11 protein-coding genes are annotated in these 16,652 nt (G+C 46.3%); 8 read left to right on the top strand and 3 right to left on the bottom strand.

Annotated elements, in window-relative coordinates:
* Positions 1-214: 214 nt before the first annotated feature.
* From dsrO to ACED41_RS09835, 5 genes are all read left to right on the top strand, one after another.
* The gene (gene dsrO / locus ACED41_RS09855) at positions 215-1,051 is read left to right on the top strand and encodes a sulfate reduction electron transfer complex DsrMKJOP subunit DsrO (RefSeq protein WP_017070609.1); all 837 of its coding nucleotides are present in this window, start codon (positions 215-217) and stop codon (positions 1,049-1,051) included.
* A complete protein-coding gene (gene nrfD / locus ACED41_RS09850) occupies positions 1,048-2,196 on the top strand; it encodes an NrfD/PsrC family molybdoenzyme membrane anchor subunit (protein WP_371724893.1) in 1,149 nt (382 codons plus the stop codon). The genes dsrO and nrfD overlap by 4 nt, the downstream gene beginning before the upstream one ends.
* Positions 2,197-2,210: 14 nt before the next feature.
* Positions 2,211-5,303 (top strand): tetrathionate reductase subunit A, encoded by a 3,093-nt coding sequence (locus tag ACED41_RS09845; RefSeq protein ID WP_371724892.1) that lies wholly within the window; start codon positions 2,211-2,213, stop codon positions 5,301-5,303.
* Between the two features lie 544 nt (positions 5,304-5,847).
* Positions 5,848-6,489: a cytochrome c gene (locus tag ACED41_RS09840; RefSeq protein WP_371724891.1), complete on the top strand. Its 642-nt coding sequence runs from the start codon at positions 5,848-5,850 to the stop codon at positions 6,487-6,489.
* Between the two features lie 9 nt (positions 6,490-6,498).
* Entirely contained in the window at positions 6,499-7,560 is a 1,062-nt protein-coding gene (locus ACED41_RS09835; RefSeq protein ID WP_371724890.1) for a c-type cytochrome, read from the top strand.
* A gap of 141 nt (positions 7,561-7,701) precedes the next feature.
* Here ACED41_RS09835 and ACED41_RS09830 read toward each other — a convergent pair whose 3' ends face one another.
* Complete coding sequence (locus ACED41_RS09830) at positions 7,702-8,631, bottom strand: LysR family transcriptional regulator (RefSeq protein ID WP_017070613.1); 930 nt, start codon at positions 8,629-8,631, stop codon at positions 7,702-7,704.
* A 26-nt stretch (positions 8,632-8,657) separates the two neighbouring features.
* The gene (locus ACED41_RS09825; protein ID WP_009845852.1) at positions 8,658-9,098 is read right to left on the bottom strand and encodes an Lrp/AsnC family transcriptional regulator; all 441 of its coding nucleotides are present in this window, start codon (positions 9,096-9,098) and stop codon (positions 8,658-8,660) included.
* 140 nt (positions 9,099-9,238) lie between these two features.
* On the opposite strand from ACED41_RS09825, the gene ACED41_RS09820 reads away from it, so the two are divergent.
* Positions 9,239-9,823, top strand: a complete 585-nt coding sequence (locus tag ACED41_RS09820) for a LysE family translocator (protein ID WP_371724889.1) — start codon at positions 9,239-9,241, stop codon at positions 9,821-9,823.
* A gap of 55 nt (positions 9,824-9,878) precedes the next feature.
* Here the strand turns inward: ACED41_RS09820 and ACED41_RS09815 are convergent, their stop codons facing one another.
* A complete protein-coding gene (locus ACED41_RS09815; RefSeq protein ID WP_371724888.1) occupies positions 9,879-10,268 on the bottom strand; it encodes a DUF1294 domain-containing protein in 390 nt (129 codons plus the stop codon).
* Between the two features lie 156 nt (positions 10,269-10,424).
* Between ACED41_RS09815 and ACED41_RS09810 the strand changes: the two genes are divergently transcribed.
* Together ACED41_RS09810 and pulA are read left to right on the top strand one after the other, a co-directional pair.
* The gene (locus ACED41_RS09810) at positions 10,425-12,197 is read left to right on the top strand and encodes an alpha-amylase family glycosyl hydrolase (RefSeq protein ID WP_371724887.1); all 1,773 of its coding nucleotides are present in this window, start codon (positions 10,425-10,427) and stop codon (positions 12,195-12,197) included.
* A 353-nt stretch (positions 12,198-12,550) separates the two neighbouring features.
* Positions 12,551-16,249, top strand: coding sequence for a pullulanase-type alpha-1,6-glucosidase (pulA, locus tag ACED41_RS09805; RefSeq protein ID WP_371724886.1), 3,699 nt, complete (start codon positions 12,551-12,553; stop codon positions 16,247-16,249).
* Positions 16,250-16,652 lie beyond the last annotated feature (403 nt).

Here is a 16,652-nt window from a genome sequence, read left to right as displayed (position 1 = left end):
ACTACTTCTTCTTGAAGATAAAAGCGGCTTTCCCCGGAAAGCCGCGATGAACCTTAAATAAGCCTCTAAAACAAAGCATAACAGCTAGATTGGTAAAACCACATTTGTTCTAGATCAACTTTGATCTGGGTATGTGGAAATCCACAATACCCCGCGTACGCCCAAAATCTGACAATGAGCCTAACAGATCGAATACCCATTTATAGGTACCTCTATGGACTCATTGAAAAGACGGTTTCTCAGCCAATTCGGCAAGGTTTCCGCTGGTGCTGCGCTCATTCCCATTGCCGGAATCAACACCGCAGTCGCAAGCACAGCCATTCGCAATAACAACCAACCTGACCGCAAAGGCAAAATAGGCAAACGCTACGCCATGGCGATTGATTTACGTAAGTGCGTTGGCTGTCAGGCGTGCACTGTTGGCTGTAGCGTTGAAAACCAAGCGCCAATTGGCCAGTTCAGAACCACCGTAAAACAGTATGAAGTCTCCCTTGATGATGGTTCGACGGCTCAACAAGACGTGAAATCATTCATGTTACCTCGCCTATGTAATCACTGTGACAACGCCCCCTGCATCAAGGTTTGTCCTGTTCAAGCGACCTTCCAGCGTGAAGATGGGATAGTGATGGTCGACAACGAACGCTGCGTAGCCTGTGCTTACTGTGTTCAAGCTTGTCCTTACGATGCTCGTTTCATTAATAACGACACCCTTACCGCAGACAAATGTACCTTCTGTGCACACCGCCTTGAAGACGGCTTACTGCCCGCTTGTGTAGAAACTTGTGTTGGTGGCGCGCGTGTCATTGGTGACCTCAAAGATCCAAACAGTGAGATAAACCGCCTACTCAATGAAAATCGAGACGACATCAAGGTGCTTAAGCCAGAGCAGAATACCAACCCCCATGTTTTCTATATCGGCATGAACGAGCGATTCGTTAGCCACATTGAAGGCCAACCTGCGATTTATGATCCAGCCGCCATCGATAACTCATCCTCTAGCAAACAAGAATTGGCAATCGCGACACAAGGCAAACAAGGAGAGACAGCATGAATATCACTGAGGTGTTAGTCCCCGCTCAAGAGATCGCTTGGCTACCGTGGGCGGTTCAATATTTCTTCTACATAGGTTCGGCTTACGCGGCTGCGATTCTGTTTTTGATTGCCCTGATATTTAAAAATTCAACCAGTCATCAATTTCGTGCAGCCCTTGTGCTTGTGATGGCAATCGGCGCGATTGTTGGGCCATTAGCCCTCACTGGAGACTTACACCAACCGGGACGTGCGTGGCACTTCTATGCTCACATCACACCTTGGTCATGGATGTCATTGGGCTCTCTGTTTCTACCTCTGTTCTCTGGTCTGGCTGTCGCGACGGCTTGGGTTTACCTGCGTGATGACATCGCACAGCTCAAAGAGAGTGAAAACCCACTTCTAAAACGTTTGGCTTGGCTGACGCTAGGTCAATGGCAAATATCGTCAAAGCTGATGATTGCGCTCGCTGCTGTGACGGCTATTTCGGGCCTAAGCATCGCGCTTTACACAGGCGCAGAAATTGCGATTTTGGCGAGCCGACCGCTTTGGCATCAACCGGCTTCTCCGCTGCTTTGGTTTACGACAGCGTTCTTTGCTGCAACGGGTTTAACCCTATTGATTTGGGCTCTACTGCCATCCACCAAGCCAAGCTTAAAACCAACAGACCTCGCTCTGGTACAAAGAACGATTACCCTAACCGGTGGCCTTGCCATCATTCTTACGTCGATTTGGGCATCTAATCATGGTCACTTCAGCCTGTATGAGAACGATGCTTGGGGCATCAATTTAGGCATCATGACCACCAGCATTTTGCTGTGCATGATCTTAGTGCTGCCACTACAACGCCTATCGCAAAGCAAGTTAGGAATTATCTGTGTTGCGCTTGCGACCATAGTTTCAGCATGGGCGGTACGTTGGGTCACCATGATGGAAGTTCAAACCATTCCTCGTTTTGATGTGGGTCCATTCCCTTATGAATTACCAATGGGTAGTGCTGGGTTACTTGGCATCGTTGGCATGTGCGGCCTGTGGCTAGCACTTGCGTTGTTCGCCTCTGAAATCGTGTCTGCTGGATCGTCAAGATCAACTGGCTCTGCGACAAAGACAGCATCTAAGCCAAACCAAAACACATCATCACCACTTAACCGCTCACATAGCTTGTAGTCTGAGGAATCATCATGGATAACAAACGTCGTCAATTTTTGAAAACAGGCCTTGCTGCCGGTGGTGTTGGAGCTTTTGCTGCAGGTTATGCGACAACCACAAAGCACATGGTTCACGGTGCTATCGATGGCACCGCAGGTAAGAAAACCAATCACATCCATCACGGTAATTCGTTAGAGACGGAATACAGTGTCGATGAGCAAGGTAAGATTTCGCCGAATCCAAACCAACGCGTTGCACCCTCAATGTGTTTTGGCTGCTGGACACTGTGTGGCTTGCGTGTACGTATCGATAATCGCAATGATGAGATTTTACGTATCTCAGGTAACCCATATCACCCGCTTTCAAGTGATCAGCAGATCCCGTTCAAAACACCGGTAAAAGACGCCTACATTGGCTTGTCTGGTGAGTCAGGCATCAATAACCGCTCGACAGCCTGTGCCCGTGGTAACGGCATGTTGGAGATTCAAAACAGCCCATACCGAATCACTCAACCGCTCAAACGCGTTGGTAAGCGTGGTGGAGGCAAGTGGGAACCAATCAGCTACGAACAACTTATCTCTGAGATCACCGAGGGTGGTGACTTATTCGGTGAAGGTGAAGTTGAGGGCTTACGATCGATTCGTGACATCGAAACACCACTCGATCCAAACAACCCTGAATACGGACCAAAAGCCAACCAACTGCTTGTGACCAATGCCGGTAATGAAGGCCGTGACGACATCTTGAAGCGCTTTGCATTTAACAGCTACGGCACTCGTAACTTTGGTCATCACGGCTCTTACTGTGGCTACGCATTCCGTGCAGGTTCTGGCGCGATCATGAATGACTTAGATAAGTTCTCGCACTTAAAGCCCGACTTCAACAACGCAGAATTCATTCTTTTCATCGGTATGTCTCCGGCTCAAGCGGGTAACCCGTTTAAGCGCCAAGCAAGACAATTGGCTGAAGCTCGTACCAATGGAAAACTGAGCTACACCATAGTGACACCAAGCCTACCTGCCGGGTCTTCAAGCCTTGCGGCGGGCGATCGCAATAACTGGCTGCCGATCAAACCGGGCACCGATTCAGCATTAGTTCTGGGTATGATCCAGTGGATCATCGAAAACCAGCGCTACAATCACGACTTCTTGTCTCGCCCAAGTGCGCAAGCGATGCAAAAAGCCGGCACCACACACTGGTGTAATGCATCTCACCTTGTGATCAGCGACGAGTCGCACCCACAAAATGGGCGTATGCTTCGTGCATCGGATATAAGGTTGCTAGAAACAGGCGAACCGATGTCTGACGATGACGGATTTATCGCACTAGATGTGACAACGTCACTATTGTCATCACATATTCAGGTGAATGAAGCGGCTCTGTTCGTCGATCAAGACGTAGAAGTTGATGGTCAGACTGTTCGTGTTAAGTCTTCTCTGCAAAGATTGAAGGAAGAAGCTTTCAAATATGACCTTGCATACTACAGTGAGCAGTGTGAAATCCCACAAGACCAGATTATTGCGTTGGCAAAACGCTTCACCAGCTATGGTACAAAAGCAGTCGTGGATACTCACGGTGGCAACATGCACACCAACGGCTTCTACAACTCGTTCTCTATTCTGATGCTGAACGCGCTGATCGGTAACATCAACGCGAAAGGTGGCGCGATGGCGAAAGCGGGCGGCTACCCAACTTCGGTTGCAGGTCCACGTTACGACTTTACCAAGTTCAAGGGTAAGACTAAGCCTCAAGGTGTATTCTTGTCCCGCAGCAAGTTCCCGTATCAAAAAACCAGCGAATACAAACGTCGCGTTGCCGCAGGTGAGTCACCTTACCCGACACGCGCTCCGTGGTACCCAATCTCAGCACCGCTTTTAACTGAGCACTTATCAGCTGCGATTGATGGCTACCCTTACCGAGCAAAGGCATGGATCAACCACATGGCGAACCCACTTTATGGTGTTCCGGGTTTAGACAACTTGCTGGGTGAAAAGCTTAAGGATCCAAAACAGCTTGGTTTGATCGTGTCTATCGATGCCTTCATCAATGAGACCACAGCCTTATCGGATTACCTAGTGCCAGACACAGTGACCTACGAAAGCTGGGGCATGGCAACACCTTGGCATGGCGTCGCGACTAAAGCGATAACCGCTCGTTGGCCGATTGTTGAGCCTAAAACTTCCCGCACTCAAGACGGACGTGCCATCAACCTAGAGAACTTCTTTATTGATGTGGCAAAAACACTGGGCTTAGGTGGCTTCGGCGACAACGTAATCAAAGACAATCAAGGCAACTGGCACGGTATTCATAGCGCTGAAGATTTCTACCTGCGCTCGGCTGCTAACTTGGCGTTCGTAAAAGGTGGCGTGCCGAATGTGGATGCGGAAGATATTGTTTGGTCTGGTCTTGAGCGCCTAGTGCCTGTGATGAACAAAACGCTCAAGCCTGAAGAGATGCTCAAAGTAGCGTACATTTTTGCGCGTGGCGGTCGTTTTGAAGACGCAACCAATGCCTACACCAATGAAACCATGAAGTACAAATGGACCAAACCTTTGGCTATCTGGAATGAGAAGCTGGGGACCTCTCGCAACACCATCAGTGGCGAACAGTACATGGGTTGCCCGACATGGTATCCACAGAAGCTGGCAGACGGCACACCTTTAGCAGAGCAGTTCCCGACCAAAGATTGGCCATTTACTCTGACCAACTTTAAATCCAACATTCACAGTGCGGTGTCTAACTTATCACCACGCTTAGAGTCGATCAAAGGAGTGAACCCAGTTTACATTCACCCGCAAGACGCCTCTTTTGCGGGTATCAAAACCGGTGACGTGTTTGCCATTGAAACACCGAGCTCAACCACACATGCTTTGGCGATGGTGATTGATGGCATCAAACCGGGAACATTAGGCTTTGAACACGGCTTTGGTCATAAAGAACTCGGCGAGCGTGCACACTGGATCGGTGACACACAACAACCGGTGAAAATGAAGTCAAACGATGGCGTTAACATCAATGATATTGGCTTGATTGATCCGACGAGAGAAGGAAAAGGCGTGATGTTGGATTGGGTTGTGGGCGCAGCAGCAAGACAAGCGCTTCCGGCTAAGATCTACAAGGTCTAACTTAAACTCAGCAAGCTATAACTTAGGCACAGAGTCAAAACACTTCCTTATCTGATCTGCAGATGAGAACACAACAGGGCAACTTCGTCATTCGAGGTTACCCTGTTTTTTCGTCCCCTTGATCTAGAAAAGCACCCTATTTGGATAAACGTCCAATCTACATAAAGTACCCAATCTACATAAAGTACCCAATCTAGATAAAGCATCCGCTCTAGATAGAGTAATCAACCCAAAGCCATTAGGTAATCTTCATTTCACCACAACTTTTTTAGCCCGCCTCCATAAAGCAGCTATGCTTATACAATCGGTGCCATAAAAGAGCCTTAACAAGCAGTTATACCGAGGCGAACATGGCAGTTCCCTTGCATTTCATAAACGGCAGTTGGATCAACCTATAGAAGTTCACATCAATACCATTATGGTAACTGAGGTTATTAATGTGAGACTCACCTCAAGTTCCAAGTGAATTAATGTGGAAATCCACAATAGCGCGAACATCCAATTATGTCGAAAATGCGTGCATTACAACCAATAGCGACGCCTCATGATTAAGCTGAACATAAAAACTCAAACTCTAACGCTTTGCATCGCTGCTCTGGGAAGCCTTTCTTTATCCGGTTTTGCACAAGCAGCGTCTAATCCAATGCCAGAAGCCGCAGAAACCTGTAGCGGTTGCCACCAAGCCGATGGTAAAGGCATGCCCAACATTGCCCCTATGCTTGCAGGGCTCAATGCTGACTATCTAGAACATCAACTGGTTCTGTTCTCAAGTGGTGAGCGTCAAAGCGCGATCATGAAGGGAATGGCTGACGGTGTATCTGATCCCGCAGTTCGTCGTGAGGTCGCAGAATACTTTGCATCACTACCTTCATACGAATTTACCGATTTAGAGCAGCGCGGCTCACAGGCTGATATCGATAACCCCTATCGTAAACTTGTATTCCAAGGCGATTGGGATAGAAACATTCCAGCCTGTGCAACCTGTCATGGGCCAAGCGGTATGGGCGTAGACAAATTCCCGCGCCTAGCAAGCCAGCATGCCGACTACATTCAGACTCAGCTCAATGCTTGGAAAAACGGCACTCGTAAGGGTGATGATTTAAACATGATGGGCAATATCGCCGGCAAGTTGACCGACGATGAGATCAAAAACCTCTCTTACTATTTCGCATCTTTCCGATACTAAAGGGCTCGCATGAAAACATTATTTCTAATTACCGCAACCCTTGCCTCTGGAATCGCTTATGCCGAAGCTGAGTTGCCCGATCGCCAAACCGAACTGCCAGCCGTTGAGAAGCCTCAAGATAACAAATATCTGGTGCCACGAGACTTGGTTGATATCCCTGCTGGGGAATTTGGCGACAAAGTAAAATTGGGTTATTCGCTGTTTGTCGATTCACAACAGATGCGTGGTACGTTCGTAGGCAATGAACAAAACTGTGTAAACTGTCACATGCAAGCGGGCATGAAGCCTAACGCAGCACCTCTTTGGGGTGCGTACATGGCCTACCCTGCGTATCGTTCCAAGAACGACAAAGTAAACAGCTACGCAGAGCGTATCCAAGGTTGCTTCACCTACTCAATGAATGGTTTGCCACCGGCTGAGGGTTCAAAAGAGATGGTCGCACTAACGGCTTATTCATACTGGCTGGCGATGGGCGGCATCTTAGACAAGAACGGCATGCAAGATACACCCGTTCCTGAGATCAGCGATGCTGACTTACAAGTCGGTGGTAAAGCGGAAAGCTTCCCTCTCCCTGAAGAGCTGTTAAGCAAATACCCAATCGATGACCGCAGTAAGTTGGCAGGGCGTAGCTATCCTAAGATTGATAATCCTGAACAAGAGCCATCGATAGCGCGTGGTGAAAAGGTTTACCAAACCAACTGCCAAACCTGTCATGGTCAAAATGGTGAAGGTATTAAAGGGGCTGACGGACGTTCATACTTTCCACCATTGTGGGGCGAAAACGCGTATAACTGGGGCGCGGGTATGCACCGGGTGAACACCGCTGCCTATTTCATCTATGAAAACATGCCGCTTGGAAAGAGCCAGCAACTTTCGATTCAAGATGCATGGGATGTGGCTGCATTTGTGAATAGTCATGAACGCCCACAAGATCCTCGATACAAGGGTGATGTTGCTAGCAATGCTAAGCGCTACCACAATCACCAAGGTTACTATGGCAAAGAAGTTGATGGTCATGTACTAGGTACCAAAGCTTATCCGAGTGGTAAAGAAGTGATTCATGAGCATTAATAGGTATTAGTGAATATGAGCCGTTCACGCCAGCTATAGCTAAGCTTTACATTGTAAATCAGTGATAGCCGGAACAATTAAAAAGGAGCCAGATCGTGTGACGATCTGGCTCCTTTTTAGTTTGAACTATTAGAAACACAACTAACCTTGCTGCATCTTCTCCCAAATCGTCGGAGAGCCAATATAGTCTTGAACCGTAGTGATGAATTCTTTGACTAGTTTGGTTTGCTTACGGTGCGGATAGACAGCGTAGATTGCGGTATCAATCGTAGAGATCGGATAATCCGGCAGTAAAGTGACCAAGCCAAGTTCTTTCATTGAGGCATACAGGTTTGATTGATCAAGGAAGCCATAACCTAGACCATCTTTCACACAAGACACCATAGTACGAACATCACTCACCTTATAGTTGCCACGAATCGTTAGGCTCTGGAAGGTATTACCTCCCGGCTCTTCACTAATGCGCAGATGGTCGACCGTCATATCACCATTGGTATAAATCACCGCAGGTAGAGCGAGTAGATCTTGTGGCGTTTTCGGTTCACCGTGCTGCTTCACAAAATCGTTTGACGCGACCAACATGAAATTACTGTCGGCAATCTTCTTCGCAATCAAATTCGATTCAACAAGCTTACTGAAGCGAAACGCGATATCAAACTGCCCTGCAATGATATTGGCGATCTTATCGTCTAGTGAAAGTACGATCTGAACATCTGGGTACTTTCTCATGAACTGAGTGATGATAGGTTGCAAATATTGCTGCCCAAAATAGATCGGTGAAGTAATTCGTAGCACACCTTTGGGTTCAGACTGGTATGAATCTGCAATTCCTTGGATCTGATTGATAGTGTCTTTCAGCACATAGGTTTGTGCGAGAATATCTTCCCCGGCCGACGTCAACGAAAACGAGCGTGTAGAGCGGTTAAGCAGCTGAACACCTAAATCTTGCTCGAGCTTTTTGATCTGTTTAGAGAGTGATGAGTTGTCCATATCGTGCAAGGTTGCCGCTTTGGTAAACGACCCTTGTTGAACCACATCTAAGAACAATAACAACTGATTGGTATTTGGCACTGCGCCTCTCCTGAAATAAAACTCGACTAGCGTTCGTCTTTAGGGGTATCCATCACAACCATAGTCGTAATAGATTGCACCTGAGCACATTCCCCAAGCACATCGGCATGAAACTTCTTATAGCCCGGTAGATCTTTGGTTTCTACCCTTAGCAAGTACTCGTTAGCACCGGTAATGTTGTGGCACTCCACTACCTCTTTTTCCATACTGACGTGTTGTTCAAACTCCAGCTGAGCCGCTTTGCTGTGGCTTGATAAACCAATCGAAACATAAGCAATAAAACCGACCCCCATCAGCCCATTATCCAGAACCGCACGGTAACCTTGAATTATTCCTTTACGCTCAAGATCCTGGACGCGTCTTAAGGTCGCAGAAGCCGACAAACCAATTCGTTCTGACAGCTCAATGTTGGAGATTCTGCCGTCCAATTTAAGCTCTTGCAATATCCTTTCGTCAAATCTATCCATAACTACTTATTATTGTGCATTTAGTGATAATAGAGGAAATAAAAGCACATAATTGCCTCACTTTCCACCTACTATGTTTCTCAACACGTGAAAGTCATGACCGGTCAGTCACTTCGTTCATTTTTTGCTGGAGAACCATAATGCCTTTAGAGCAACTTAGCGCACTAGCCTTGTTTGCGTTCGTCTCGACCTTCACACCAGGTCCAAATAACATCATGCTCATGACATCAGGAGCAAATTTTGGCTTTGCCCGTACTATTCCGCACATGCTTGGCATTGCTCTAGGGTTTGCAGCCATGTTGCTGCTAGTTGGCTTCGGTTTAATGGGCATTTTCAACGCTTATCCGGTTACTCACCAAATCTTGAAATACCTAAGCCTTGCTTACCTCGTGTACCTTGCAATTAAGATAGCATTGAGCGGCAAAGCCAAAAGCACCGAGGCTTATAAGCCAATGACCTTCATCGGCGCGGCAAGTTTTCAGTGGGTGAACCCGAAAGGTTGGTCGATGGCGCTGACGGCAATTTCAGTCTATAGCAGCGGCAGTTCATGGTGGGAGCTTGCGATCATCGCAGGTATCTTCACGCTCGCCAACTTACCATCCGTGACATTCTGGACAGCGGCAGGTAAACAACTGCAACACTGGTTAACCACACCCGTCCGTATCAAAAGCTTCAACTACGGTATGGCAGGCTTGCTTCTAGCATCGACCATTCCGATGCTCTAGTCGAATAACTTCTGTATTTTAACGGTTGGTACTCCTGTGCTAACCGTTATTCTCTTTATAAATAACCCACAAGTTCACTAAGCCAACGACCAAACATCGCCTGCCCGCTCGGGGTTAGTGTCCACACAAACGCCGCAACATTCACTGCCACTGTCACCCAATATATGGCTCTGAACGGCTGCTTCTGCGTTTTATGACGCAGCTTATCTTGAGCAATCAACGCCCCTAGCCAGCCACCAGCAACAGAAAAAATATGCAGAGTTTTCTCTGGCACACGCCAATTGCCATTGATCGCTGCTCGCTTGTCCTTCGCGTACACAAAAAACGTCACGAAACCGATAACCAAATACCACACCAACAGCGCTTTAGAACTTTCCGCAAACAACACAGACACCGCCACCAGAACCAAATAAGTGATAACGATTTGAATAGATGAAGACAACATGACTCCTTTTGAGCAACAGCTCACATACTGTAGCAATTACGCCCTGTAGATTTTGATAAGGATGAGCAAGGCATATTGTAATTCGGTTAGCCTGCAAAGAATAAACAAGCCCTTTCATCCCTACATAACATGATGGAAGTTAAAGGAATTATAAATATGTACAACCAAAAGTACGCCATCTACCAAGTTTTTACGCGTTTATTTGGCAATAAAAACACCCAACATGTTCCATGGGGCACAATCGAGCAAAATGGCGTCGGTAAGTTCAGTGATTTTACCGACAAAGCGCTGTCTGAAATCCGCAAACTCGGTATGACTCATATTTGGTATACCGGAGTGCCACATCACGCCATCATCAATGATTACAAACACATCGGGATTTCAGACGATCACCCGAGCGTGGTAAAAGGCCGTGCAGGATCACCTTATGCGGTAAAAGATTACTACTCAGTCAATCCAGACCTCGCTGAGAATCCTGATCGCCGTTTGGAAGAGTTCGAGGCACTCATCAAAAGAAGTCACGACAATGGTTTAAAAGTGATTATCGATATCGTACCGAATCACGTTGCGCGTCATTATAAAGGCTTAAACAACCCAGAAGGTGTCAGTGACTTCGGCGCTCAAGATGACACAACGCTGGAATACCACAAAGACAATAACTTCTACTACATTCCCAACAGCACCTTTGAATTGCCAGACATAGAGCCCGCCTTTACGCCGCTAGGTGGTGAACAGCATCCCAACCTAAACTCCCCGTTTATAGAGACGCCCGCCAAATGGACAGGTAACGGCTCACGTTTAGCCAAGCCTAGTTTCGATGATTGGTATGAAACGGTGAAAATCAATTATGGCATGCGACCAGACGGTTCAAAAGACTTCCCTGAACTACCGAGTGACTATGCTCAACGCAATTACATGGATCATTTCCGTTTCTGGGAATCTGTTTATGTGCCTAACTCTTGGGCTAAATTCCGAGATATCGCCTTGTTTTGGTTGAATAAAGGTGTTGATGGGTTTCGCTACGATATGGCTGAGATGGTTCCAGTCGAATTTTGGAGCTACCTCAACTCATCAATAAAGATGAAAAACCAAGATGCCTTTTTAATGGCTGAGGTGTACCAACGTCATTTGTACCGCGACTATATTCACCTAGGAAAAATGGACTACCTGTACGATAAGGTTGATCTTTATGACGGTCTAAAAGACATCATGCAAGGCAAGGCTTCAACGGCTATCATCCCCGAAATCCAACATCAGATGATGGATATTGAACATCACATGCTGCACTTCTTGGATAATCACGATGAGCAACGCATCGCTTCTCCAGAGTTTGTTGGCAATCCACATATCGCAAAGCCTGCGATGCTCGTCAGCACGTTATTGAGTAGTTCTCCAACCATGATCTACTTTGGGCAAGAAGTCGGCGAACCCGGTGAGGAGAATGCAGGCTTTGGACAGCCCTCACGAACTTCCATATTTGACTACATTGGCGTCCCACAACACCAAAAGTGGATGAATAATGGTGCGTTCGATGGTGAGTTACTAAACAATAACGAAAAGCAACTGCGTCACTTCTATCAAAAGGTAATGAACTTTTCGCTAGAGCACTCGTCGATGACAGGTGATTACCAAGACTTACACCAGTGCTGTAACTTAAGTGATTCAGTCTACGCATTTCTGCGCTCTGACCACCAAGAGCTAACCATTGTTGCAGCTAATTTCAGCCAACATACCACTGAAAATATTCACTTAAAGATTCCAAGTGATGTAATCCAAAAACTCAAATTAGTTGATGGTCGTTACATACTCAATGAATATATTGAAGGCATAGCGCAACAAGTGCTCGACATTGAGAACAGTGTTGGCAGTTTTAATATTGAATTGAAACCGCTGGCGTCTTTGGCTTGGGTGTTATCCTTAAATGGATGATATACCTATCAATATAAATTACCGAACAGCTCGCTTTTAGCTAATTGATAAATAACTTAATTTCCACATTAAATTAACACTCTCTCAATTCGATATATTACTCACAATAATAAGGATGAGCTCTCATCCTTATTAACTACGCCTAGCCTCTACGCCTTACATTATTGATATTATGCAAATGAGTCATTGATCCAATTAATTTAACAATAACCAAATACAAAGCGTGATATTGACACTAGGTTTCCTATATTTACGAATTTAAAATAACTTTATACATTGCCATCACAAATAGTTGACCTTGGTTAAAGCTAGGATATTCATCTTCATAAAAAGTGAAATATGGATATCAAAACGTGAACAACATAAATATTAATAAAATTATCTCTCTACGAAATACCTTCAACAATACCAAAAAGAAGAGCTTCAAACGCTCTACATTGGCCAAAGCAATGTTACCGCTCTTCACCGCTACTTTGATCGCGGGTTGTGGTAGTGATAATGATAGCGACAACGGTACAGCCCCTGGCAACAGTGGTTTATACCCTGCAGCTGAAAACGAAGTCGTTATTTACTACAAACGCGATGTTGCCGCTGCCAGCTCATCTGGCTCAACTTACGACGGTTGGGGGCTTCACCTTTGGAATGGTGAAGGCTGTACCAGCACAGACTTAGTCGGCATGGGGTTGAGTGAAACCGGAACCGATTGGAACAGCCCTTACGAATACGATGGTATCAGCGATACTTACGGTGCCTATTATGTGTTGAAAGTTGACCCAGATGCCTCTGACCCACACAAATGCATGAACTTCATCTTGCACAATGGTGATGAGAAAGCATTTGGCAGTGCGAACTCAAAAGTCGAGTTAACTAAGCTTGGCGATTCACAAGGCGTATTTGGTTTCCATGGCAGCAGCGAGTTGTACTACGACCCTATTTCAGAGCGACCAGTCAATATTGATGGTCAAAAAGCACACTGGCTAGATGCAACCACAATTGGTTGGGAAGCGGCTAGCAATGCAGACTCTGTGAAGCTTTTCTATGCACTAGACAACAGCATCACAATGAACGATGACAAAGAGATTGTCGGTGGAACTGCAATTGAACTAAGCAAAGACGGAGAACTATCTTCTGAATTGAAAGAGCGTTTCCGACACCTTGCAAGCTTACCTGCCCTAGCTATCGATGTTGACGACAGCACACTTCGCACTATTTTAAAATCTCAGATAATTTTTGTTGCCTACAATGCCAATGGCGATGTTATCTCTTCAACTGAGGTTCAAAAACCTGGTGTGCTTGATGCGGTATTTGCTAGCGAAGATGCTGGTAATGCAATGGCTGAAGAACTAGGCGCAATTGTTGAAGGCAGTGTGGCGACCTTCAAGCTTTGGGCACCAACCGCGCAAGATGTAGAACTCGTTCTATACAGTGAAGATCTGCTAAGTTCACAAGTAATCCCGATGACGGAAAACACTGAGACAGGCATTTGGGCGACTGATGCCGTGTCTAATGCAGTGAACAGTTATTACCGTTACCAAGTGAAGGTTTATCACCCAACCACAGGCAATATCGAAACTCGCCTTGTGACAGACCCATACTCTCTCAGTTTGTCAAAGAACTCAGCATACTCTCAAGTGATTGACCTGAATGATTCAACCTTGAAACCAGCGAACTGGGACAACTACCAACGACCAACCGTAGAGAAAGACGAAGACCACGTACTTTACGAATCACACCTACGTGACTTTAGTTTCAGCGATAAGCTCGGCACAGCTAGCCTAAATGGCAAGTACCTCGCTCTTACAGAAGCCGATCGTGAGTCGGTCAAACACCTACAAGCTCTCCAAGAAGCAGGTTTAACTACGCTGCATATCTTACCAGCATTTGATATCGCTACCGTCGATGAAGATGCCGCGAGCCGTGTTGATATCACCGACACCGTAGGAAAACTGTGTGATGTAAAACCGACAGCTACCTTATGTGGAAGCGAAGACGAAAACAAAGTCATCGAAGACGTACTCGATGGTTATGACCCTTCAACGGGTGACGCACAAGCATTAATGAATGACCTTCGTATGCTTGATAGCTTCAACTGGGGCTACGACCCATTCCATTACACAGTTCCTGAGGGAAGTTACGCGACCGATCCTAATGGTTCTCAGCGTATTCTCGAATTCCGTCAGATGGTCAAAGCTACGCACGACATGGATCTTAAGCTGATCATGGACGTGGTATACAACCACACCAATGCGTCTGGTGTGAACGATAAGTCGGTACTGGATAAGATTGTCCCTGGGTACTACCACCGTCTTAACGTCAACACTGGTGGCGTAGAAAACTCGACTTGTTGTGACAACACTGCGACCGAAAACCTGATGATGGGTAAATTGATGGTCGACTCACTTAAGGTGTGGGCTGACGACTACAAAGTGGATGGTTTCCGTTTTGACTTGATGGGCCACCAGCCAAAAGATGTAATGGTCGAAGCATTGGAAGAAGTGCGCAAAATCGACCCGAATACTCTGTTCTACGGGGAAGGCTGGGACTTTGGTGAAGTCGCCAACAACGCCCGCTTCGATCAAGCAAACCAAATCAACATGGCAGGTACAGAAATCGGTACCTTCTCAGACCGTTTGCGTGACGCCGTTCGTGGTGGTAGCCCATTCGATGGTGGTGTCGACTCAGAAGGGAACCACCCACTTCGCTTTAACCAAGGCTTTGGTAACGCAGCGATTGCCAACGAAGAAACCAAAGTTGATCAAGATTCGATCAATGGTCGTTTACATAACCAAGACCTTGTTCGTTTGGGGATGGCAGGTAACCTCGCAGAATACGTACTGATTGATTACAAAGGCGATACCAAACTGGGTAAAAACGTTGATTACAACGGCGCGCCAGCTGGTTACACCAAGATGCCTTCCGAGAACATCTCTTACGTTTCCAAACACGATAACCAAACACTTTGGGATAACAACGCTTACAAGATCGCCACTGGTACTAGCTCTGCAGAGCGTGCGCGTATGCAGTCTGTATCGCTTTCTACCGTGATGCTAGGCCAAGGCATACCATTCATCCATATGGGTTCTGAACTGCTACGATCTAAGTCTATGCAGCGCGATTCTTACGATTCTGGTGACTGGTACAACCGCGTCATGTTTGATGGGACGGACAACAACTGGAATGTTGGCTTACCTCGTGAAGATAAAGATGGTGCAAACTGGGATCTGATCAAAACAATCATTGCTGACAGCGCGGCTAAACCAGACTCAGACGACATTGAGCTGACTAAGCAGCAATTCCTAGAGCTATTAAAGATCCGTAGCTCAAGCGAACTGTTCCGCTTAGATACAGCTGACGAAGTTATGAAGCGTGTCGACTTCCGTAACGTTGGCGAAGATCAAGTCGAAGGCCTGATTGTCATGTCGATCGATGATGGCGTGTCTGCGGGCGACGATCTTGACCCTGCAAATGATGCGATTGTGGCAGTTGTAAACTCAACTAATAAATCTCAATCATTCAAAATCACAGGAGCAACCGGCTTTACACTTCATGACGTTCAACAAAACTCGGCTGACGACACAGTGAAAGGCGCAAGCTTTGCCGCTGAAACCTTCACAGTCCCTGCGCTAACTACCGCTGTATTTGTACAAGCTCAAGGTGATGCACAAGGTGCTGGCCTGCCAGTTGATAACTCTGGCAAGGATGTATCGAGCATTCCGCCATACGGCCAAACAACCGTGTATGTTCGTGGGGATATGAATGGTTGGAACCCTGTTGATGATTGGGCGATGAGCTTTGTTGCTAATGGGGTTTATTCTGTAACAGGCAATTTGGAAGCAGGTAACTATGGCTTCAAGTTTGCAGATGCTGATTGGAAAACACCTAACTTTGGTTGCGATTCTGTAGAGCTTGCAAGCGGGTCAATCGATATTGGCACAGGTGGCAATTGCCAATTGAGCGTAACGGAAGCGGGCAGCTACACCTTCACCTTGAATGCCATTCACGAGCTTGACGACAATGTAGACAAAGCTGTGATATCTGTCACTAAGAATTAAGCTCCAAGCTTAGGTTCAAGTAACAGATAATAAAACAAGCGAAAGCTAGCCTTTGGGAGACGTCAGTCTCCCTTTTTTACAACTATTGAACCCAGCAGATTTAAGCAAATAATAAACAACTGCATCGCCCATTAAAATTCGGGGCATTTCCAACCATACTTTATAGCCCCTACATTCGATTACATGGCTGAAAACTTAGAACTAAAGGGAAAGGATATTCCTTAGAACCGTTAAAACCAAATCTTAACGATATATCATAGTAGGAATGCCGCTCTCCCTTAAGTGAACAGAATTAATCCTGGCAGCCTTTTTTGAAGGGTTACGCCCTACAATTACGATTAAAATACATTCAATTCTCGATGTAATATTCTATCAACAGAAAAACACCGCAGTTGTTTGCGGT

Source organism: Vibrio sp. 1F255, assembly GCF_041439145.1.
In the GTDB taxonomy this organism is placed as follows: domain Bacteria; phylum Pseudomonadota; class Gammaproteobacteria; order Enterobacterales; family Vibrionaceae; genus Vibrio; species Vibrio crassostreae_C.
This window is presented reverse-complemented; position numbering and strand designations above follow the sequence as displayed.

Coding starts and splice junctions, on each gene's coding strand:
- dsrO (WP_017070609.1), top strand. CDS start 215: ATGGACTCATTGAAAAGACGGTTTCTCAGCCAATTCGGCAAGGTTTCC.
- ACED41_RS09815 (WP_371724888.1), bottom strand. CDS start 10,268: ATGTTGTCTTCATCTATTCAAATCGTTATCACTTATTTGGTTCTGGTG.
- ACED41_RS09810 (WP_371724887.1), top strand. CDS start 10,425: ATGTACAACCAAAAGTACGCCATCTACCAAGTTTTTACGCGTTTATTT.
- ACED41_RS09840 (WP_371724891.1), top strand. CDS start 5,848: ATGATTAAGCTGAACATAAAAACTCAAACTCTAACGCTTTGCATCGCT.
- ACED41_RS09825 (WP_009845852.1), bottom strand. CDS start 9,098: ATGGATAGATTTGACGAAAGGATATTGCAAGAGCTTAAATTGGACGGC.
- nrfD (WP_371724893.1), top strand. CDS start 1,048: ATGAATATCACTGAGGTGTTAGTCCCCGCTCAAGAGATCGCTTGGCTA.
- ACED41_RS09835 (WP_371724890.1), top strand. CDS start 6,499: ATGAAAACATTATTTCTAATTACCGCAACCCTTGCCTCTGGAATCGCT.
- ACED41_RS09845 (WP_371724892.1), top strand. CDS start 2,211: ATGGATAACAAACGTCGTCAATTTTTGAAAACAGGCCTTGCTGCCGGT.
- ACED41_RS09820 (WP_371724889.1), top strand. CDS start 9,239: ATGCCTTTAGAGCAACTTAGCGCACTAGCCTTGTTTGCGTTCGTCTCG.